This is a genomic window from Stenotrophomonas sp. YJH_SMC_133, assembly GCF_059370655.1.
In genome coordinates this window covers 13,088-33,361 of the sequence record NZ_JCAFTW010000005.1, presented here as the reverse complement: position 1 = coordinate 33,361, position 20,274 = coordinate 13,088, and the positions used below count along the sequence as shown (strand labels likewise).

At 67.2% G+C, this 20,274-nt stretch carries 21 protein-coding genes; 10 read left to right on the top strand and 11 right to left on the bottom strand.

Translation table 11 applies throughout. From position 1 onward, the window contains the following. Positions 1-42: 42 nt before the first annotated feature. Both serC and AC5P78_RS08485 read right to left on the bottom strand, forming a co-directional pair. Positions 43-1,128 carry a 3-phosphoserine/phosphohydroxythreonine transaminase gene (gene serC / locus AC5P78_RS08490; protein ID WP_099527310.1) on the bottom strand — a complete coding sequence of 362 codons (1,086 nt, stop codon included), beginning with the start codon at positions 1,126-1,128 and terminating at the stop codon, positions 43-45. 194 nt (positions 1,129-1,322) lie between these two features. After that, entirely contained in the window at positions 1,323-2,129 is an 807-nt protein-coding gene (locus AC5P78_RS08485) for an FHA domain-containing protein (RefSeq protein WP_099527309.1), read from the bottom strand. Positions 2,130-2,254: 125 nt separating this feature from the next. Here AC5P78_RS08485 and AC5P78_RS08480 point away from each other — a divergent pair, with 125 nt between their 5' ends. The 3 genes from AC5P78_RS08480 (at position 2,255) to AC5P78_RS08470 (ending at position 4,350) form a co-directional block, all read left to right on the top strand. Further along, complete coding sequence (locus AC5P78_RS08480) at positions 2,255-2,530, top strand: polyhydroxyalkanoic acid system family protein (protein ID WP_005417302.1); 276 nt, start codon at positions 2,255-2,257, stop codon at positions 2,528-2,530. 80 nt (positions 2,531-2,610) lie between these two features. Then, a complete protein-coding gene (locus tag AC5P78_RS08475; protein WP_012480721.1) occupies positions 2,611-3,102 on the top strand; it encodes a phasin family protein in 492 nt (163 codons plus the stop codon). Between the two features lie 237 nt (positions 3,103-3,339). Beyond that, positions 3,340-4,350: a restriction endonuclease gene (locus AC5P78_RS08470; RefSeq protein ID WP_012480722.1), complete on the top strand. Its 1,011-nt coding sequence runs from the start codon at positions 3,340-3,342 to the stop codon at positions 4,348-4,350. A gap of 146 nt (positions 4,351-4,496) precedes the next feature. Here AC5P78_RS08470 and AC5P78_RS08465 read toward each other — a convergent pair whose 3' ends face one another. The 4 genes from AC5P78_RS08465 to AC5P78_RS08450 all read right to left on the bottom strand — a co-directional run bounded on the left by AC5P78_RS08465 (position 4,497) and on the right by AC5P78_RS08450 (position 7,301). Next, positions 4,497-4,889 carry a type II toxin-antitoxin system HicB family antitoxin gene (locus tag AC5P78_RS08465; RefSeq protein ID WP_005410188.1) on the bottom strand — a complete coding sequence of 131 codons (393 nt, stop codon included), beginning with the start codon at positions 4,887-4,889 and terminating at the stop codon, positions 4,497-4,499. A 13-nt stretch (positions 4,890-4,902) separates the two neighbouring features. Then, positions 4,903-5,079: a type II toxin-antitoxin system HicA family toxin gene (locus AC5P78_RS08460; protein ID WP_076738546.1), complete on the bottom strand. Its 177-nt coding sequence runs from the start codon at positions 5,077-5,079 to the stop codon at positions 4,903-4,905. 94 nt (positions 5,080-5,173) lie between these two features. After that, a complete protein-coding gene (gene hutC / locus AC5P78_RS08455; protein WP_005413872.1) occupies positions 5,174-5,902 on the bottom strand; it encodes a histidine utilization transcriptional repressor HutC in 729 nt (242 codons plus the stop codon). Positions 5,903-5,930: 28 nt separating this feature from the next. Continuing rightward, on the bottom strand, positions 5,931-7,301 hold the full coding sequence (locus AC5P78_RS08450; protein WP_005413873.1) for a formimidoylglutamate deiminase: 1,371 nt from the start codon (positions 7,299-7,301) through the stop codon (positions 5,931-5,933). A 67-nt stretch (positions 7,302-7,368) separates the two neighbouring features. Here AC5P78_RS08450 and hutI point away from each other — a divergent pair, with 67 nt between their 5' ends. The 6 genes from hutI to AC5P78_RS08420 all read left to right on the top strand — a co-directional run bounded on the left by hutI (position 7,369) and on the right by AC5P78_RS08420 (position 16,536). Next, positions 7,369-8,592, top strand: a complete 1,224-nt coding sequence (gene hutI / locus AC5P78_RS08445) for an imidazolonepropionase (protein WP_044571424.1) — start codon at positions 7,369-7,371, stop codon at positions 8,590-8,592. Further along, positions 8,589-10,130: a histidine ammonia-lyase gene (gene hutH / locus AC5P78_RS08440; protein ID WP_049397609.1), complete on the top strand. Its 1,542-nt coding sequence runs from the start codon at positions 8,589-8,591 to the stop codon at positions 10,128-10,130. Before hutI ends, hutH begins: the two co-directional genes overlap by 4 nt. Then, complete coding sequence (gene hutG, locus AC5P78_RS08435; protein ID WP_005413876.1) at positions 10,127-10,981, top strand: N-formylglutamate deformylase; 855 nt, start codon at positions 10,127-10,129, stop codon at positions 10,979-10,981. The genes hutH and hutG overlap by 4 nt, the downstream gene beginning before the upstream one ends. Next, positions 10,978-12,645, top strand: coding sequence for a urocanate hydratase (gene hutU / locus AC5P78_RS08430; RefSeq protein ID WP_049397608.1), 1,668 nt, complete (start codon positions 10,978-10,980; stop codon positions 12,643-12,645). Before hutG ends, hutU begins: the two co-directional genes overlap by 4 nt. 149 nt (positions 12,646-12,794) lie before the next feature. Next, on the top strand, positions 12,795-14,231 hold the full coding sequence (locus tag AC5P78_RS08425; protein WP_049397607.1) for a serine hydrolase domain-containing protein: 1,437 nt from the start codon (positions 12,795-12,797) through the stop codon (positions 14,229-14,231). A gap of 193 nt (positions 14,232-14,424) precedes the next feature. Next, on the top strand, positions 14,425-16,536 hold the full coding sequence (locus tag AC5P78_RS08420) for a TonB-dependent receptor family protein (protein ID WP_111197187.1): 2,112 nt from the start codon (positions 14,425-14,427) through the stop codon (positions 16,534-16,536). A gap of 46 nt (positions 16,537-16,582) precedes the next feature. Here the strand turns inward: AC5P78_RS08420 and AC5P78_RS08415 are convergent, their stop codons facing one another. The 4 genes from AC5P78_RS08415 to AC5P78_RS08400 are packed head-to-tail and all read right to left on the bottom strand — an operon-like array spanning position 16,583 to position 19,027. Continuing rightward, complete coding sequence (locus AC5P78_RS08415; RefSeq protein WP_049397605.1) at positions 16,583-17,092, bottom strand: hypothetical protein; 510 nt, start codon at positions 17,090-17,092, stop codon at positions 16,583-16,585. Between the two features lie 13 nt (positions 17,093-17,105). After that, the gene (locus AC5P78_RS08410) at positions 17,106-17,978 is read right to left on the bottom strand and encodes a hypothetical protein (protein ID WP_227843562.1); all 873 of its coding nucleotides are present in this window, start codon (positions 17,976-17,978) and stop codon (positions 17,106-17,108) included. Further along, positions 17,978-18,823 (bottom strand): hypothetical protein, encoded by an 846-nt coding sequence (locus tag AC5P78_RS08405; protein WP_049397603.1) that lies wholly within the window; start codon positions 18,821-18,823, stop codon positions 17,978-17,980. The genes AC5P78_RS08410 and AC5P78_RS08405 overlap by 1 nt, the downstream gene beginning before the upstream one ends. Positions 18,824-18,874: 51 nt before the next feature. Then, positions 18,875-19,027, bottom strand: a complete 153-nt coding sequence (locus tag AC5P78_RS08400) for a hypothetical protein (RefSeq protein ID WP_005410201.1) — start codon at positions 19,025-19,027, stop codon at positions 18,875-18,877. Between the two features lie 275 nt (positions 19,028-19,302). Between AC5P78_RS08400 and AC5P78_RS08395 the strand changes: the two genes are divergently transcribed. After that, positions 19,303-19,614, top strand: a complete 312-nt coding sequence (locus AC5P78_RS08395; protein WP_224481963.1) for a hypothetical protein — start codon at positions 19,303-19,305, stop codon at positions 19,612-19,614. 34 nt (positions 19,615-19,648) lie between these two features. Here the strand turns inward: AC5P78_RS08395 and AC5P78_RS08390 are convergent, their stop codons facing one another. Then, on the bottom strand, positions 19,649-20,224 hold the full coding sequence (locus AC5P78_RS08390) for a TetR/AcrR family transcriptional regulator (protein WP_049397601.1): 576 nt from the start codon (positions 20,222-20,224) through the stop codon (positions 19,649-19,651). Between the last annotated feature and the right edge of the window lie 50 nt (positions 20,225-20,274).

Sequence of the window (20,274 nt, the reverse complement as noted above, 5' to 3'; positions counted from 1 at the left end):
CTGTTGCGGGGCACGCACCCGACGGTGCGCGCCGTTCATTGCTCAGCCGTGACGCTGCTGGAAATCGGCCATGAAGGCGACCAGCGCCTCGGCCCCGGCCAGCGGCATGGCGTTGTACAGCGAAGCCCGGATGCCGCCGACCACCTTGTGGCCCTTCAGCGCCAGCAGGCCAGCGGCCCTGGCTTCGGCGACGAAGCGGGCGTCAAGCTCGGCATCGGGCAGGAAGAACGGAATGTTCATGCGCGAACGGGCCGCATGTGCGACTTCATTGCGGTAGAAGCCGCCGGAGCCGTCGATGGCACCGTACACCAGCGCGGCCTTGGCGGCGTTGCGCTTGGCGAATTCGGTCACGCCGCCCTCGGCCAGCATCCACTTGAACACCAAGCCGGCCAGATACCAGTTCCAGGTCGGCGGGGTGTTGAGCATCGAATCGCGGGCGACGTGCGAGCGGTAATCGAAGATGTCCGCGCGCGGCTGGCCACTGCGCTCGAGCAGGTCGCGGCGGATGATCATCACCGCGATGCCGACGGGCCCGAGGTTCTTCTGCGCGCCGGCGTAGATCACACCGTAGCGGCGCACGTCCAGCGGCTCGCTGGCGATGGACGAGCTGAAGTCAGCGATCAGCGGAACGTTGCCGGTGTCGGGCACATCACGGAACTCGACGCCGTGGATGGTCTCGTTGGCGGTGATGTGCACGTAGGCGGCATCGCGCGACAGCTGCCAGTCGGCACGCGCTGGCAGTTCGCGGTAGCCGTGGGCCTCGCTGCTGGCGGCGATGTTGACGTCGACGTAGACACCGGCCTGCTTGACCGCGGTCTTGCCCCAGTGGCCACTGACCACGTAATCGGCACGCTGGCCCGGGGCGGCGAAGTTGAGCGGGATCAGCGCCTGCTGGGTGGTGGCGCCACCGGACAGAAACAGCACCGCATAGTCGTCGGGGATGTCGAGCAGGCGACGCAGGTCGGCCTCGGCTTCGGCAGCCACGGACATGAATTCCGCGCCGCGATGGCTCATTTCCACGATCGAAGCGCCGGACCCGTGCCAGTCCAGCATTTCCGCCTGCGCCTGGCGCAGGACCGATTCCGGCAAGGTCGCAGGGCCGGCACTGAAGTTGAACGCGCGCGTCATGTCACACCTGTGGGGCAAGACCCCTAGTATGCCGCAGTGCACCAGCCTTGCGGCCTTGTGGCGCAAGGGAAATTTGGTTTCATTGGAATCCATTGGCGACGCGACCGGGTAGTGCCGGCCGCTGGCCGGCAACCTCATGGATTCGGGGCGGCGGTTGCCGGCCAGCGGCCGGCACTACCGTCACCGCGCGACCGTCACCGCGCGCCGAACCAGAGCAGCAGGCTGAGCATTGCCGCCAGCAACAAGGCGCTGGCCAGCAGCCACGGCCAGCGCCGGACCCTGCGCGGCGTCACCGGCAGCACCGGCGCCTGTTCCGCGTCTTCGCCGGACTCGTCCGCGGTCGGCAACGGCCGCCGACGTGGATCATGCGGCACTTCCAGCACGAAACGATGCTGGCCATCGAACACCACCTGGTCGCCGGCCTGCAGCCAGCAGTGGCGCACGGCTACGCCGTTGACCCGGGTGCCGTCGGCACTGCCGAGGTCGCGCAGCAGCACACGATCACCGTGCACTTCCACGCGGGCGTGCTGTTCGGCGAAGGCCGGATCGTCGATGGCGATGTCGGCGTCGCTGCCGCGGCCGATCAACCGTGCCCGCGACAGCGTATAGCTGCGGCCATGATGCAGGCCGCCGACACCGCGCAGCAGGCGCTGCTGCTCATCGGTGCCATCGTCGTTCTTCGGCGCGGGTGCCTGCAGCAGGCTCTCGACCTCGCCCTGCAGCACCATCTCCACGCCGTCCACATAGACCGCATCGCCTGCACGCAGCAGCGCCATGCGGCGCACCGGCCGACCATTCACGTGGATGCCACGGATACCGTTGCCGACCTGCAGCCACAGGCCGCGATCGTCCATGCAGAACTGCGCCAGCAGCAGGGCGCCGTGGCCGGCGTCGCCGAGCCGCACGCTGCCGTTGGCCTGGCGCACGATGCGTTGCACCCCGGGCCGCAGCGGCTGGTCGGGCTGTTGTTGTTGACTGAAGTGAACAAGCAGGTTCTGCACGCGGCGCAGCCTAGCAGGTTGGCCGCCAACGAAGAAGAACCTGCGATGAGTGCTTGGCGCGACGGCCCTCGATGCGCACAATGCTCGCCCTCATTGATCATCCCCGCCCGGCGCCAGGAGCCTGCATGTCCACCATCGATGTCCGTCACGCCCACGCCCTGCCCGACGCGCAGGCACGCGCCGCGATCGAACAGGTCGCCGCCAAGCTGTCCGAGCGCTTCGGCCTGAAGTCGTCCTGGACCGCCGACGTGCTCAACTTCTCTGGCAGCGGCGTGGACGGTGCGATCGAACTGCAGCCGGGCGCCGTGCGCGTCACCGCCAAGCTGGGCTTCCTGCTGTCGGCGATGAAGGGCATGGTCGAGGGCGAGATCCAGCGCGTGCTGAAGGAAAAGCTGGGCTGAATCCCGGCGACGGCCGTCACGGCCGTGCAACGCCATCGCGCGCTACTCTCGGGGCAGGCCCAACTCCCACGGGAAGTGCGATGAACCAGTACGAAAACGATGACCGCCGCAACGACGACGCCTCGTTCGGTGACCAGGCCGAGCGCTTCTCGCGCAAGCTGAGTGACTCGGCGCAGCAGGTCTGGCTGGCCGGCCTGGGCGCTCTTGGCCGTGCACAGGCCGAAGGCAGCCGCTTCTTCGACGGCCTGGTGAAGGAAGGCGAAGCCTGGGAGGCCCGCCGCCGTGAACGCCACGGCGAACAGGGCCCGGGCTGGCGCGACAACGTGGAATCGTCACTGGATGAGGCCCGCGAGAAGGCCTCTGGCACCTGGAACAAGGTCGAAAAGGCCTTCGATGACCAGGTGCAGGGCGTGCTCAAGCGCCTGCATGTCCCCACTGCGGACGAGGTGACCGCGCTGGAAGCCCGTATCGACGCCCTGCACGCGCGGCTGGCCAAGCTGGAAAACCGTGCGGCCTCAGGCACCGATGCACCCGCACCGGGCAGCCATCAGTCGCCAGGCAGCGTGCCCTGACCGGCCATTGTTGCAATGCAATAAATTTTGATTGACAATCGCGAGCAACCCGCCAATCGCTTCGGCTGCCGTTTGTTCCCTCCCCTCACGGCTTCAGGATTGGCGGGTTTTTCGTGCTCGCCGTATGCCGATCTGAGCGTTCCATCACGCTTCCTGTCAGGAACGTCCTGACCCAGCCGGATAGTGCGACCTTTACACTGTCGTCTTCCGCATTCGCCCCTTCCGCGCACCTCCTGCATGCTCCCTTGGATCCTGGCCCTGCTGTCGGCCCTGCTTACCTGTTCCCTGGCTGTTGTCTATCTGTGGTGGATCAAGCGGCGGCAGAAGGAGATGCAACTTGGCCTGCAAGCGCTGGCCGGCATGCACTGGCGCGAGTTCTCGGTACTGGTCAAGCGCATGCTGCGCGAACAGCGCGGCCTGCGTGAACTGAATGACCCGGCGGAGGAATCCCGCGAGCCGAGCAGCGACTTCCTGCTCAGCGACGGCCCCAACCAGTGGCTGGTGTCCTGCAAGCATGGCCTTGCCTACCGTATCGGCACCGCCGCAGTGAACGAGCTGGGGGCTGCTGCGCGCCTGGCCGGCGCCAAGGGCGGCGTGCTGCTGACCGAAGGCCGGATGGAACGCGACGGGCGCAGCGCTGCCGAGAAGCAGGCGGTAGAAGTACTGGACGGTCCGCGCCTGTGGCCGCTGCTCCAGCCCTACCTGCCGGCGGAAATCGAAACCCGTGTGCGTGCCAGCGCCCGCCATGAAGCCCTGCGCCGGATCGCCATTGCCGCGCTCGGCGCGGTCACGCTGGGCCTGCTGGTGGGATTGAGCCTGCAAGGCTTGCATGTGCAGGACACCGCGCCTGTTGCCGAGGTGGCGGACACCCCCGCGCCGGTTGCACCTGCGGTTGAAGCGGCGCCCGAACCGGCGCCGGCCCCCGCCACCACGCCGCCGGCCGCTGCGCCTGCACCGGCCGCGCCCTCAGCCGACGCGCGCAGCAACCCCAACCCGGATGCCGCCACGCTGGAGCGCTTCCAGGCCGATCTGTCCCGCGCCTTGGCCGGCAAGCCCGGTATCGCCAGCGGGGTCTGGCTGACCCGGCAGACGCTGGCGATCAACCGCACGGGCGAGCTGGACGCGGTCTGGCCGCAGGTCTGCGAGGAAGTGCTGCACTACCCCGCCCTGCGCAACGTGCGCATCCAGCTCAACGCCCGCCCCGGCGTGGATGAGCCGGTGCGCTGGCGGCAGTGCGCCACGTACTGATGGGGCCGCATCCACGCGTGGCGTGGATTTACTGAACCCCGATGCGCGACCCCTTGGTAGATCCACGCCACGCGTGGATGCCTTTGCAGAGTTGAGCCACACGCGAACAGCAGCCGAGCATCGGCTCGGCTCCACATGGCGCCAGCTCAGCCCAATGCCGCGAGATGGGCGATGTAACTGGAGCGCGATTCACCCGCCGCTCTGGCCTGCGCATCCAGCCTCGCCAGGATCCGGCGTGGCAGGCTGATATTGACCCGCTCGATGGTATCGTCCAGCAGAGCCGGATCAATGCAGATGTACGCAAGAATCCAACGGATGTCCTTGGATGCCTCGGCGGCGATCTTCTGTGGCGCGGAAGGTGTCGGAATCGAGCGCCCCTCATCCAGGGCCGCATCAATCCAGGCGAGTGCAGCTTCCTCGGCAGCGCTGAGCGCATCATCAAGCGTGTCGGCCGCCGAGAAGCACCCCGGCAGATCTGGAACGACCACACCCCACGCGGTGCGCTCATCGCCTGCCTCGATCAGGACTGGATATCGCATGGGCCCTCCTACGTCAGTCCTGCGAGCTTCCGCAACGCCTGCACCAGCCCTTCCCCAGATCCTTCCTTGGGTGAGGAACGGTGATGATGTGAGGGTGCTGCGGGTGCACGAATACATGATGGGATCCGCGGATCCGACGACAGATCCAACATGCCGCTTCCAGATCCCGGATGAGGTCCCTGCTCTTCATGCAGGGACGATACACATCGCACACACGCCCCGACAGAGTTCAAGGCGACAGTCGTTCCGGCCCAGTAGATCCACGCCATGCGTGGATGGAATCCCTATCGCGCGCCCGGCGCGAAGCGCGCCACCAGGTCCCAGGCATCCCCCAGGAACACCTGGCGCACGCGGGTGATCGGCTGTTCGCCACGCCAGGTCAGGCGTTCGATCACCAGGCAGGCGGTACCCGGCTTCACCTCCAGCAGCTTGGCGGTGGCGGTATCTGCCCCCCAGGCACTGATGCGGTGCTGGGCACGGGTCCACGACACGTTCTGCAGCAGCCAGCTGCCCGGTGCGGTAGTGCTGAAGTCGACCTCCAGTACCTCCGGCACCCCCACCGGGCTGATCAGGCGGTGCTCCAGCGCCAGCGGGCGACCATCGGCCAGATGCAGGCAGCGCATCGCCAGCAGGTTTTCCTGACCGGCCAGCTCGACTTCACCGGCATTGCCGGCATCGGCAAGGCGCAGGTCGCGCTGCAGCAGGCGATAGGCGTACTGGTGGCCGCGCGAGCCAACCTCCATCGCGATATCGGGGATCTCCAGCGCCACCTGCTCCAGGTGCGGGGGTTGCCGCGCCACGAACGAACCGGCACGGCGGCGACGCTCGATCATGCCGCTCTCGGCCAACGCGGTCAGCACCTTGTTCACCGTCATCCGCGAGCAGCCGTACTGCTCCATCAGCTCGTGTTCGTACGGAATCCGAAAGCCCGGCGCCCACTCTCCACTGAGGATGCGGCTTTCCAGATCGCTGCGGATACGCTGGTTGAGCGTGGCGGACTTGCTGACCTTCACGTAATGGGGTCTCGGTGGCGGGAGGCGATCAGCCCAGCACGCCACGCAGGGCGGCGGTAAAGGCGGTGGTGATCGCCTCGCGCTGCAGGTGGCGGCCCTCGGCCACGCATTGGCGGCCATGGCGCCAGACCGATCGCAGCGCGCCATTACGTGCGGCGAACACCCAGCTGTCAAGCCATGCGTCATCCTGTCGCGCCTGCAGCGCCGGGTGCCCGGCATCCAGTTCGACCAGGTCGGCACTGGCGCCGACCTGCAGGCCAGCGGGCACGCCCAGCGCCTGTGCACCACCGTGCAGTGCGCCTTCGAACAGGAAGCGGCCGGTACTGCGGGTGGCATCCGGGGCCAGCACGTTGCGACCGCGCAGGGTCAGGCGCTGGCCGTATTCGAGCAGGCGCAGTTCTTCGGCCGCATCAATCAGCACATTGGAATCGGAGCCGACACCGAAGCGCCCGCCCTCGCGCGCGAACGCCTGCATCGGGAACAGGCCGTCACCCAGGTTGGCTTCGGTGATCGGGCACAGGCCGGCCACGGCCTGGCTGGCCACGATGGCGACGCGCTCATCGTCGGTGATGTGGGTGGCGTGCACCAGGCACCAGCGCGCATCCACCGGTGCATGGTCGTACAGCCACTGCACCGGACGCTGGCCGCTCCAGGCCAGGCAGGCCTCGACTTCACGCACCTGCTCGGCGATATGGATGTGCACCGGGCCGTCGGTCAGCGGCAGCAACGCACTCAATTCCTCGCCGGTGACTGCACGCAGGCTGTGCGGCGCGATGCCGAGCACCGCATCCGGCAGCGCGGCCAGTGCCGGCTTGGCGGCGTCCAGCAGCTGCGCGAAACCGTTCACGTCGTGGATCAGGCGCCGCTGCGCTGGATTCGGCGCCGCCCCGCCGAAATCGGCATGCGCATAGAACACCGGCAGCAGGGTCAGGCCGATGCCGGTCTGCTCGGCGGCGGCAGCAATCCGTGCACTCATCTCGGCGCGGTTGGCATAGGCGCGACCATCGGCGTCGTGGTGCAGGTAATGGAATTCGCCGACGCGGGTGAAGCCGCTTTCCAGCATTTCCATGTAGGCCTGGGCGGCGATGGCCTGCACCGCGTCCGGGCGCAGATGGGCCAGGAAGCGGTACATCAGCTCACGCCAGCTCCAGAAGCTGTCACCGTCGCCGCCGCCGATCTCGGTCAGCCCAGCCATGCCGCGCTGGAAGGCGTGGCTGTGCAGGTTGGGCAGGCCCGGCACCAGGATGTCGACGCGGGTGTCGCCGTGCTGGGCGCCCTGCCCCATGTGGATCGCCGTGATGCGGCCGTCCTGCACCTGCAGGCGGACATCGCGGGCCCAGCCGTCGGCCAGAAGGGCGTGGGCGGCATGGAAACAGAGCGGGGAACGCGAATCGGACATGGCTGGACAACCCGAAATGGACGCCTATATTGTATAGACATATAAGCACAGCCGCGTTGTGGATGCCATGCACGTCGATACCCTCTGGTCCAACGTCCACCTGATGACCCTCGATGGCGAGGGGCTGGGTGTCATCCGCGATGGCGTACTGGCCTGCGCTGGCGGCCGCATCGTCCATGTTGGCCCGGCCGGCAGCGACGCCCACCTGCAGCCGACCACCCGCATCGATGGCGAAGGCCGCTGGATCTCGCCCGGCCTGATCGACTGCCACACCCACCTGGTCTACGCCGGCAACCGCGCCAACGAATTCGAGCAGCGCCTGCAGGGCGTCAGCTATGCCGAGATCGCCCGTGCCGGCGGCGGCATCGTCTCCACCGTGCGCGCCACCCGTGCTGCCACCCCGGAACAGCTGGCCAGCGAAAGCCGGCCGCGCCTGCTGGCGATGCGTGCCGAAGGCGTGACCACGATCGAGATCAAGTCCGGCTACGGCCTGACCCTGCCCGACGAACGCAAGCAGCTGCAGGTAGCGCGTGCGCTGGGCGAGGAGTGCCGGGTCAACGTGGTGACCACATTCCTCGGCGCACACGCGATTCCGCCAGGCCGCGAGGCGCAGGAATACACCGACGAGGTGTGCAACGTGATGATTCCGGCCATCGCCGCCGAAGGCCTGGCCGAAGCGGTGGACGTATTCTGCGAGAACATCGCCTTCTCGCCGGCGCAGGCGCGGCAGGTCTTCGAAGCGGCGCGCGCCAACGGGCTGGCGGTGAAGATTCATGCCGAGCAGCTGAGCAACCAGCATGGCGCCGAACTGGCCGCCAGCTTCGGTGCCCTCTCGGCCGACCATATCGAACATCTGGACGATGCCGGCATCGCCGCGATGGCCGCCGCCGGCACCGTCGCCGTGCTGTTGCCCGGTGCCTTCTATTTCACCCGCGATACCACCCTGCCGCCGATCGCTGCGCTGCGTGCGGCCGGCGTGCCGCTGGCGCTGGCCACCGACAGCAATCCGGGCACTTCGCCGCTGACCAGCCCGCTGCTGGCGATGAACATGGGCGCCACCCTGTTCCGCCTGACCGTCGATGAGTGCATCGCCGGCTTCACCCGTGAAGCGGCGCGCGCGCTCGGACGCAGCGATCGCATCGGCCGCCTCGCCGTGGGCCTGGACTGCGACCTGGCGATCTGGGACATCGATGGCCCCGCCGACCTGGTCTATCGCATTGGATTCAACCCGCTGCACGCGCGCGTGGTGCGCGGACAGCCCGACCTGCCTGCCTCCTGGAGCAACACATGAGCAACACCCTGGTTCTTCGCCCCGGCCGTGTCACTCTCGCCCAGTGGCGGCAGGTCTATCGCGGTGCGCCGCTTGCACTGGACCCGGCCGCGCTGCCGGTGGTGCGCGCCAGTGCGGCGGCGGTGGCCGCCATCGTCGCCAAGGGCGCGCCGGTGTATGGCATCAATACCGGCTTCGGCAAGCTGGCCAGCGTGCGCATCGAGCGCGAAGATCTAGCCACCCTGCAGCGGAACATCGTGCTCTCGCATGCCGCTGGCGTGGGCGAGCCGATGCCGGCCAGCGTGGTGCGCCTGATGATGGCGCTGAAGCTGGTCAGCCTGGCGCAGGGGGCTTCGGGCATTCGCGAGGAAACCCTGCTACTGCTGGAAGCGATGCTGGTCAAGGGCGTGCTGCCGGTGGTGCCCGCACAGGGTTCGGTGGGTGCCTCGGGCGATCTGGCGCCGCTCTCGCACCTGGCCAGCGTGATGCTGGGCGTTGGCGAAGCCTTCATCGGCGGCGAGCGCCTACCGGCAGCCGACGCACTGGCACGTGCTGGCCTGCAGCCGATCGAACTGGGCGCGAAGGAAGGCCTGGCGCTGCTCAACGGCACCCAGTTCTCCACCGCCTATGCGTTGGCCGGCCTGTTCGAGATCGAGACCGTGTTCCAGGCCGCACTGGTGACCGGCGCGCTGTCGGTGGAAGCTGCCAAGGGTTCCGACACGCCCTTCGACCCGCGCATCCACGCGATCCGCGGCCAGCGCGGGCAGATCGCCACCGCCGCCACCCTGCGCGCGCTGATGCAGGGCTCGGACATCCGCGAGTCGCATCGCCACAACGACGTGCGCGTGCAGGATCCGTACTGCCTGCGCTGCCAGCCGCAGGTGATGGGCGCGGCGCTGGACATCCTGCGCCAGGCCGCGACCACGCTGGAAATCGAAGCCAACGGCGTGTCCGACAATCCGCTGGTGTTCACCGACACCGGCGAAGCGCTGTCCGGTGGCAACTTCCACGCCGAGCCAGTGGCCTTCGCCGCCGACATGCTGGCGATGGCGGTTTGCGAGATCGGTTCGATCAGCGAGCGCCGCCTGGCGATGCTGGTGGACCCGGCCCTGTCCGGCCTGCCGGCGTTCCTGACCCCGCGCCCGGGCCTGAATTCCGGCTTCATGATTCCGCAGGTGACCGCCGCTGCACTGGTCTCGGAAAACAAGCAGCGCGCCTACCCGGCCAGCGTTGATTCGATTCCGACCTCGGCCAACCAGGAAGACCATGTGTCGATGGCCGCGCATGGCGCACGCCGGCTGATGCAGATGGCCGAGAACGCCGCCAACGTGATCGGCATCGAGCTGCTGGCCGCCGCGCAGGGCTGTGATTTCCATGCGCCGCTGCGCTCCAGCGCCGCGCTGGAAACGGTGCGCGCCACCCTGCGTGCGCAGGTGCCGACGCTGGAAGAAGACCGCTATTTCCACCCCGACATGGTGACCGCCACGAATCTTGTGCGCAGTGGCGCGCTGGCGCAGGGCCTGGGCGATCTGTTGCCGACTGTGGAACCGCAGGCATGACGACCCTTCCTGAATGGTTGACGGTGCACGAGGGCGATGCCCCCCTCATCGTCAGCTTCCCGCATACCGGCAGCGAGCTGCCGCACGACCTGATCGGCGACTACCACTCGCCGTGGCTGGCCCGCCGCGATGCCGACTGGTGGGTGCACGAGCTGTACGACTTCGTGCGCGGCATGGGCGCGACCACGGTGCGCTCGGCGATCTCGCGTTCGGTGATCGACCTCAACCGCGATCCCAGCGGCGTGTCGCTGTACCCGGGCCAGAACACCACCGGCCTGTGTCCGCTGACGACCTTCGACAACCAGCCGCTGTACCACGCCGGGCACGAACCGGACGAAGCAGAAATCGCCCGTCGTCGCGACACGTATTTCCTTCCTTACCACGATGCGCTGGCTTCGCAGATCACGCGCCTGCGTGCACGCCACGGCACCGTGGTGGTGTACGACGCGCACTCGATCCGCTCGCATATCCCGCACCTGTTCGAGGGCGAACTACCGCAGTTCAACCTGGGGACTGCAGGTCCGTCCGGCGCACCGGACACCTCCTGCGACAACGCCCTGAGCGACGTGGTGGAGAACCTGCTGAAGATCAGTGGCATGAGCCAGGTGCGCAACGGCCGCTTCAAGGGCGGCTGGATCACCCGCCACTACAGCAACATCGCCGGCGGCGTGCACAGCCTGCAGATGGAACTTGCCTGCCGCGGCTACATGCACGAACCCCTGCCGGACCAGGTGGACGAACACAGCTGGCCCACCCCGCTCGACCCCGACCACGCCGCACCACTGCGCCACACCCTGGCGCAGGTGCTCAACGCCTGCCTTGAATTCGCTACGAACCGGAGCGCCGCATGACCCGCAACGACCCGTCCCGCACCATCGCCGCGCCGACCGGCACCACGCTCAATGCCAAGAGCTGGCTGACCGAAGCACCGCTGCGCATGCTGATGAACAACCTGCACCCGGACGTGGCCGAGCGCCCGCAGGAACTGGTGGTGTATGGCGGCATCGGCCGCGCCGCACGCGACTGGGAAAGCTTCGACGCCATCGTCGAAACGCTCAAGCGCCTGGACGATGACCAGACCCTGCTGGTGCAATCGGGCAAGCCGGTGGGCGTGTTCTGCACCCACGCCGATGCACCGCGCGTGCTGATCGCCAATTCCAACCTGGTGCCGCGCTGGGCCAACTGGGACCACTTCAACGAGCTGGATAAGAAGGGCCTGGCCATGTACGGCCAGATGACCGCCGGCAGCTGGATCTACATCGGTGCGCAGGGCATCGTGCAGGGCACCTACGAGACCTTCGTGGAAATGGGGCGCCAGCATTTCGGCGGCGACCTGACCGGGAAGTGGCTGTTCACCGGTGGCCTCGGCGGCATGGGTGGTGCACAGCCGCTGGCTGCCGTGATGGCCGGTGCCTCCTGCCTGGCCGTCGAGTGCCGCAAGAGCAGCATCGACATGCGCCTGCGCACCGGCTACCTCGACACCTGGACCGACAATCTGGACGAAGCGCTGCGCCTGATCGATGAATCGTGCAAGGCCGGTACGCCGAAGTCGGTGGGCCTGCTCGGCAACGTTGCCGATGTGCTGGCCGAACTGCTCAAGCGCGGCGTGAAGCCGGACCTGCTGACCGACCAGACCTCCGCGCACGACCCGGTGAACGGCTACCTGCCGCAGGGCTGGACGGTCGAACAGTGGGATGAGAAGCGCGCTTCCGCCCCCAAGGAAGTGGAGAAGGCCGCGCGTGCATCGATGGCCAACCACATCCGCGCCATGCTCGGCTTCCATGCGCTGGGCGTGCCCACCGTGGATTACGGCAACAACCTGCGGCAGATGGCGCTGGAAGAAGGCGTGGCCAATGCCTTCGATTTCCCGGGTTTCGTGCCGGCCTACATCCGCCCGTTGTTCTGCCGCGGCATCGGCCCGTTCCGCTGGGCCGCACTGAGCGGCGACCCGGAAGACATCGCCAAGACCGATGCCAAGGTGAAGGAACTGATTCCGGACAACCCGCACCTGCACCGCTGGCTGGACATGGCCGCCGAGAAGATCAAGTTCCAGGGCCTGCCGGCGCGCATCTGCTGGGTCGGCCTGGGTGATCGCGATCGACTCGGCCTGGCGTTCAACGAGATGGTCGCCAACGGCGAACTGAAGGCGCCGGTGGTGATCGGTCGCGACCACCTGGACAGTGGCAGCGTCGCCTCGCCGAACCGCGAAACCGAAGCGATGGCCGACGGCTCCGATGCGGTGTCCGACTGGCCGCTGCTGAACGCCCTGCTCAACACCGCCAGCGGCGCGACCTGGGTGTCGCTGCATCACGGTGGTGGCGTCGGCATGGGCTTCTCGCAGCACGCCGGCATGGTGATCGTCTGCGACGGCACCGAGGCAGCGGCCAAGCGGATTGGCCGCGTGCTGTGGAACGACCCGGCCACCGGCGTGATGCGCCATGCCGATGCGGGGTATGACATCGCGATCGACTGCGCGAAGGAAAAGGGGCTGGATCTGCCGGGCATCCTCGGCTGATCGCAGGGGTGCCGGCCAGCGGCCGGCACTACCGGAAACGTATGGTAGTGCCGGCCGCTGGCCGGCTCTCCCTGATGCGGGAATCGGTGCCCTTGACCCGCTCTTCCGACGTGACCAACATGCGCCATCACCGCTGATGGATCACCGCGATGTACCGCACCCTGGCCGTTGCATTGCTCTGCACGCTGTTTGCGATCCCACCCGTTTCGGCGCTTGAAACTGCCGGCGATCTTTCCAAGCAGCTCAGCACCCAGCTGCAGACCAACCGCGAGCGCTACGGCATCGCCGGCCAGGCGGTACTGGTCGCCCACAACGGCCAGGTGCTGTACCAGGGCGCCAGCGGTGAACGTGATCCCGCTGCCCATGCGCCTGCCACTGTCGATACGATCTTCGCCGCCCAGTCGATGGCCAAGCTGCTGACCAGCACGCTGGTGATGCAATTGGTCGACCAGGGCAAGGTGGATCTGGATGCACCGGCCAGCCGCTATGTGCCGGACCTGCCTGCAGCATGGCAGGCAATCCACGTGCGCGATTTCCTCAACCACAGCTCGGGTATCGGCGAGTACTACGATCGTGTCGACAACCGTTGGGTCAGCAAGGGCTACCCTGGTGTAGCCCCTGTCCTTGGCGCTGCACTGAAGGTAGCCGGCGCGACACCGATGCAGTTCGCCACCGGCAGCCGCGTGCAGTACACCCAGGCCAACTACCTGGTGCTGACGGCGTTGCTGCAAGCGCACTACCGCAAGCCCTACCCGGCCATCGCTCGCGAACGCATCCTGCAGCCATTGAAGATGGCCAGCACCTCGTGGGGCGGTGCCAGCGTGCCGGCCCGGCGCGCGGCGGTGCCGTACATCGGCAAGGATGGCCAACTGCAGCCCGCCAATGAAGATCCCTGGCCGGACTACGGCTGGGGCCATGCCGACCTGCAGACCACCGTGGGCGATATGAACCGTTTCCTGCAGGCGCTGGCGAGCGGCAAGCTGGTGCGCACGGCGACCCTGGAAAAGCTCTGGCAGCCGCAGAAGCTGGTCGGTGGCGGCAGCAATTTCTTCTCCACCGGTTGGGACACCACCCGAAGCGACGGCTACACCCAGGTAGGTCACGATGGTGGCACCCGTGTACGTGCGCGATTGGCCTACAAGGGCACGCTGGCCAACGGCTACTGGGTGTTCGTGTACCTGACCAACGGCAGCGCCCGCAATGTCTGGTCCAGCACGCTGGTGGAGAGCACGATGGCGGTGGTTGCGCCCGGGGAGTTTCCGCACGCTGTGCTGTCCGAGCGGCTGATCGCCTATGCGGTGGATGACAGCACCGATGCGAAACCGCGAATGCGTAGCTGGCTGCGCGTCAGCAATGGCGTTCCCACCGATGAACTGGAACGTGCGATCAATGCCGATGGCTATGCCATCCGCGAGAGTCTGGGTGCCAGCAAGGCACTGAAAGTGTTCGCGCTCAACGCCGAGCTGTATCCGGATTCGGCCAACGCGTGGGACAGCCTGGCCGAGTTCCATGCGGCATTGGGCGATGCAGAGATTGCCAAGGCGCTGTACGCGAAGGCCAAGGCGCTGGCGAAGCCCTCGCCCTAAACCCTGCTGCAGAGCCGAGCCCATGCTCGGCTGCTCTTCGTTGCGATCTCAGGAGACCCGCGCTGCGCGCGATAGCCGAGCATGGACTCGGCTCTACATGGATGTTGCGGGCGGCCATACGCGAGCGATGGGTGACGTGACGCCGCCGACCTGTTAACTTGCGCGCCACTTTGGTGGTTTACAGCATTCCCGCATGTCGCTCTCGTCGTACCGCCCCACCCCCTCGCTGCTGTTCCTGGCCGTTTCCCTCGGCCTCTCTTCCACCGCCGCTGCCGCCCCACAGGCCACCACGCTGGATGCCGTGCAGGTCACCGCTGCCGCCGATGCCAGCGCGCAGGCGCGCGAGGCGCTGAAGCGCGTGCCCGGCGCCAGCAACCTGATCGACGTGGCCAAGGCCGACAGCCGACTGTCCACCAGCGCCGATGTGCTGGCCTACCAACCGGGCATCAGCGCGCAGTCGCCGGGCAATGAGGGCACCAAGATCTCGATCCGTGGCTCGGGCATCAACCGGGGCCCGGGCGCGCACGCCTCGGGTATTGCGGTGTCGATCGACGGCCTGCCACTGACCGGCCCGGGCGGCACGCCCTACGAGCTGCTGGAACCGCTGTGGCTGTCGCGCGTGGAAGTCCTGCGCGGCGCCAACGGCTTCGAGCGCGGGGCGCTGGCGCTGGGCGGTGCCATCGACTACGTCAGCCGCAGCGGTCGTGATTCGGCGGGCGTGCAGCTGCACTACGAAGCCGGCAGCCGTGGCTACCAGAAGCGCGGCATCAGCTGGGGCGGCGTCAGTGGTGATGTCGACTACTTCCTGGCCTACACCGATACCGAGTTCGACGGTTACCAGCGCCATTCGCGCGGCGACGGCAAGGGTGCGATGGCGAATGTGGGATGGCAGATCACGCCCGACCTGCAGACGCGCTTCTTTGTGCGCTATCGCGAAACCAATCATGAAACGCCCGGCCGCCTGACCCGCGATCAGATCCGCAACGATCCGCGTGCCGCGAATGCGGCCAACCTGGCCATCGATGCGCGTCGCCCGCAGCCGGGCAGCACCTGGGTGGGCAACGTCACCACGCTGCAGATCGATGAGGACTCCTCGTTGCAGGCCGGGCTGGTCTATCACAAGTACCCGATGGACTTGAACGAGAGCCTGTACCGGCAGCAGCTGGACTACGCCAACCTCAACGCCACGCTGGACTACCGCCGCCGCCACCGGCTGTTCGGCCTGGACAGCGAGACCACGGTCGGCCTGCGCGTCACCCACGATCTGGACGCCGATGTGCGCGAGTCGCTGCGCTTTGCCAGCAACGGCTATGCCGCCGGTACGCGCACGCGTGACTACCGCCACCACGGCACCGACAGCACGCTGCACGTCAGCAATACCCTCACCTTCAATGACCGCCTGCGCATGCAGACCGGGCTGGCACTGATCAACACCCGTCGCGATGTGCAGGTGACCTGGCCGAGCAGCGGCGGCCGCCTGCGCGACCACAACTGGGACTATACGCCGCGACTGGGCTTCACCTGGCAGCACAGCGCCCAGACCCAGTGGTTCGGCAACCTCAGCCGCTCGGTGGAGGCGCCGCACCCCTGGTCGATGATCTGGGGCTCGAACCAGTACTTCGGGCCAGGCAATGGCCCGTCCAGCGGCCGCCAGCGCGCGCCGGTGCCGATGCAGAACCAGACCGCCACCACGCTGGAACTGGGCGCGCGCGGTGACGCGGCGCTGGGCCGCTGGGAACTGACCGGCTACTACGCACACGTGAACCACGAACTGCTGAGCGTCGAACTGCAACCGGTGCCGAACCTGTTCATCGCCGAGAACAACGCCAGCCCCACCGTTCACCGCGGCATCGAGGCCGGATTGGACAGCACGCTGTGGCAGGCTGCACCGGGCCGCCTGTCGCTGCGCCAGGCGTATACCTTCAGCGATTTCCGCTATCGCCACGACGCGCGTTTCGGCAGCAACCGCCTGCCCGGCCTGCCGCGCCACGCCTACCAGGCCGAGCTGCGCTTCGGTCATGCATCCGGCCTGTACGCCGCGCTCAATACCGAATACGCCTCGCGCATCGCCGTCGACTACGCCAACAGCTACTGGGCCGACAGCCACGTGATCTTCGGCAGCCGCATCGGCTACGACGCACCCGGTGGCCGCTGGCAGGCCTGGGCGGAGATGCGCAACCTCGGCAACCGCCACTACGCCGCCACGGTCACGCCGGGCTACGACGACGCAGGCAGGGATATTGCCCGCTCGACGCCGGGCGAAGGCCGTGGCATCTACGCTGGTGTGCGTTTGCGGTTTGACTGATGACCGCAGGCGGCGCCGGGTGTGATCCGGCGCCGTCGTTCCAGGATCAGCCGATACGCCAGGCCGGCAGGCGCTCGCTGCGCTTCCAGATGGAAGGTGCGAAACCAATCAACGCCAGCGCCGCCAGCCACTTCGGTGAGGTGTTGAGCAGTGTCGAGGTAAGCGAACCATCGACAGGGGCGGCCATTTCCTGCCACGGGTTGTAGCCCAGGTAGACGACGCTGCCAGCCCACCACAGCAATGCCACACCGACACCCACCAGCAACAGAGCCAGCGTGCGGCAGGTCCAGCGCTGCGAGGTGGTGCCCCACTCGCGGGACGCCGCTACCAGCAGGCCCACCACCAGCAGCGACACCAGTGCAACCAGCCCGATATCGACCTTGTGCCCGATACGCTCATAGCTGCAGGCGCGGCATCGCGCCTCTTCCGCGGCAGTGGCGGCTTCGGCCTGCCCGGCTGCGGGCTGCGCCAGTGCCGCAAACGGCATCAATACTGCCAGCAGCGTCACCATGATCCAACGAAACAACGTCCTGTTCCTGCGTGCAGCGACATCCATGCGCTCTTCCTCGTCAGTGGTTGTACGTCCAAGACCGCAGTATGCGGCCGTCCCATACGCCGCCCAGACCCCGTTCCGGGGGTTCGGCCATCCAGCGTCCTTGTTCCCGATGCAGCACGACAAGCTCCCGGTAGACGAAATCGCCGGAACACGAATCCCAGGCGACCGCGATCATAGCCCACTGCCCATCGACACTGAAAACGGGCCGGGTCAGATAGGCGACGTGGTCGTATGTCCGAATCGGCCCATGCACCGTTGCCCTGCACCCCTGCTCCCGCAGCGCTCGAAGCCCCGCGCCGTCCATCCGCTGCGCACCGGCCAATGCGCCCGCAGGTACTGGCGTGGGACGGCGATTGGTGGGAACCAGGTCCGCCTGCAGCTGCAATCGCAGCGCATGGATGTCCGGCGGCCACCGGTCGTCCAGCGGCAGGACCAGATCGTCCACCTCCTGGCAGGTCGAGGCACTGCTGCCCGCCCAGCAATAGGGCAAGGTCTGCTCCATCACGTAGATGTCCTCCCCCACCGGGTCGGTCAACTGCGGCTGCTCCTGCAGGCGCCATCGATCGACGCGCGTGGACGGCGTCTGCGGTGCGGTGGGCACCTTGCTCAGCGACGATGGCAGAACTGGCGTTGGCTGCGGCACTGGCGGGGCTGGAAGACGGAATGGAGGACTCTGCCGGATCGCCAGCGCCATCGCCTCCGCCTGCATCTGCGCCGTTCCCAGGTTGACCGGTGGCGGACCGATCGCCTGCTGCCACCTCGGGCGCAGGCTGCAGATTCCGGCCATGAGCGCCAAGGCCGACAGCGCAGCCGCCAGCGATGCAATGCGTCGCCAGGCGATCCGTTGTTGGCAGTCACGGTCTGGCTTGAACGAGGTATCTGTCATCACGACTCCGGCAACGCGGGCCACAGGCCCTGTCCAAAGCTCGTATAGCGGACAGGCTCCACTCGAACACGCTCCCAGCCGCCCTTCCTGCGATGCAGAAGGTAGAGGACACGCATCGCCGTTCCTCCACTGCACAGATCCGAGGCGATCGATGCCATTGCCCAGTTCCCATCCAGGCTGAACACAGGACGCTGCAGATAGACAACGCCCAGATCCGGACTGCCCGGGCCACCCGTGCATCCCTCGATACCGCGCGCGCGCCGTTGCTGAAGCTCGTCCCACGTCATCCGTTGCGCCCGCACGTGTGCAAGCTCGAACGCGAGACCGGGTACCCGTGAAGCCCGGCGGTTCGCAACCTGCAGCATCGACTCCAGATGCTGCTGCAGTTGAAAGGACGCCGCACTGTCATCATCGCGCCACTCGACGACGCTGTGACGAACCTGGCAGACCGGGGCGGGATATCCTTCACCGCAGGAAGGCGCAGTCCATTCCATCACAGCGAATGGAATGTCGGGCTCCCAGCCGCGCGGCTCGAAGTGTGCTGGCGCGACGTCTTCCAGCCGCACCTCTGCGGTCGCGAACCCACTGTTACCGGCCAGCATCGGGGAGGAGACTCCTCTCATTGGAATCGGTGGAACCGGCGGCTTTCCTGGCGGTGTCGGTCGCAGGTCGATGAGCTCTGCCATCACTTCGGCCTGCATCCGTGCCGTTCCCAGACTGATCGGAGGCGGGCCGACTTCCCGCCGCCACTGCGGGCGCACGCTGGCCAGCAGCGCTACGACTGCAACCATCGATAGAACGACCGTTGTGGCCAGGACGCGTTTCCTTGCAATGCGCTGTCGCATGAAGATCCTGGAAAAAGTGAAGCACAGAGGAAATCGCCCGGAATTGCAGCACTACCCGGCCAGCACTACCGCCATCGGGTAGCGCAGCGGCATTGCATCGACAGCGGCCGCCCACTGCAGACCCGAGGCATGGAAAACGGTGGCGCCGGTCAACGCGACGATCATGGCCACCGCGTGCGCGGCCAGCCGCACGCACGACTTCACTGCCGCGGCTCCTGGGCAACTTCAATGCACTGATGGAAAAATGGCGCGAGTTCTTCATGCCGCCGCCAGCGGGCGCGTGGCATTGCGGCCAGGGACCTCAGAAACCTGATACTGCATGCGGACATCCTTGCCGGGCACGCGTAGGCGGTGGTGGACGGATTCTAGCGCGATGGGGCCGTAGGTCCATCACCCACAGGCCGCACTGGCGCCGGCCTTGTACCCGCGCGCCGACGGCTGGATTATGATTTTCCACCAGAAGAGCTATGCGCCACGGCATGCACGCCTCCCAGTTCACCCGCGCCACCGCGCTCGTGATGTTCGTTCCAATGATTGGCCTCGCCGGTTGGGGTTCGTGGTTTGGTAGCCGCTGCTTCAGCGATGGCTGCCTCGGCGTCCTGGTGGCATGGCTTGCCGCCGTGGCCACCTTTGCGGTGCAGACGTTGCTGGTGCTCCCGACGCATGCCTGGGCCCTCAAGCGGCAGGGATCCCCCGCCTCCCGCGGCTACCTGCGTTGGCTTGGCGCGTCGGCCATCGCTGCCTTCCTGCCCATCGTGCTCGGCTGGGGCTACCTGATGATCTTCCGATGACCTGCTGCACGTCCTCCGCACACGTATAGCCGGATCAAGGAGGCGCGGCCGCCTTCAGCAACTGCGCGGCCACCTGGTCGAACGGGGCGATGTCCTGCAGTGCGCGGCACATCGCCACGGCGCCTTCCACGCTGGCGATCACCAGGCTGGCCAGTCCATTCGCCGCCGCAGGTTCGTGGCCGTCGGCAATGAAGGCTGCGGCCAGATGCCCCTGCCAGCGCACGAACACCTCTGCGGCGGCCACGCGCGGTTGGCTGGTAACCGCCTCGACCGGCTCTTCGACGGCAGCGGCCAGCACCGGACAACCCGCGCGGAACCCGGAGCGCAGCAGGCGCTCGCGCCACATCGCCAGGAACTGCTGCAGGCCCTGCACGGCCCCGCCCTTCAACAACTCAACGAGGAGCGCCTCCACCTTGTCACCAGCCATGTGGGTGGCGCGCGCCAGCAGCTCCTGCTTGCCGCCGGGAAAGTGGTGATAGGTGGAGCCCAGCGGCGCCTCGGCCAGCTTGGTCACCTCACGGATACTGGTGGCATTGAGACCCACGCGCGCCAGCATCTGTGCCGCAGCATCAATCACGCGTTGTGGCGCATCAGAGGGGCGCGGGCTCACGGCAGGCTCCTTGCCAGGACAGTCGTCATACATTAGCGTATCGGCGATAC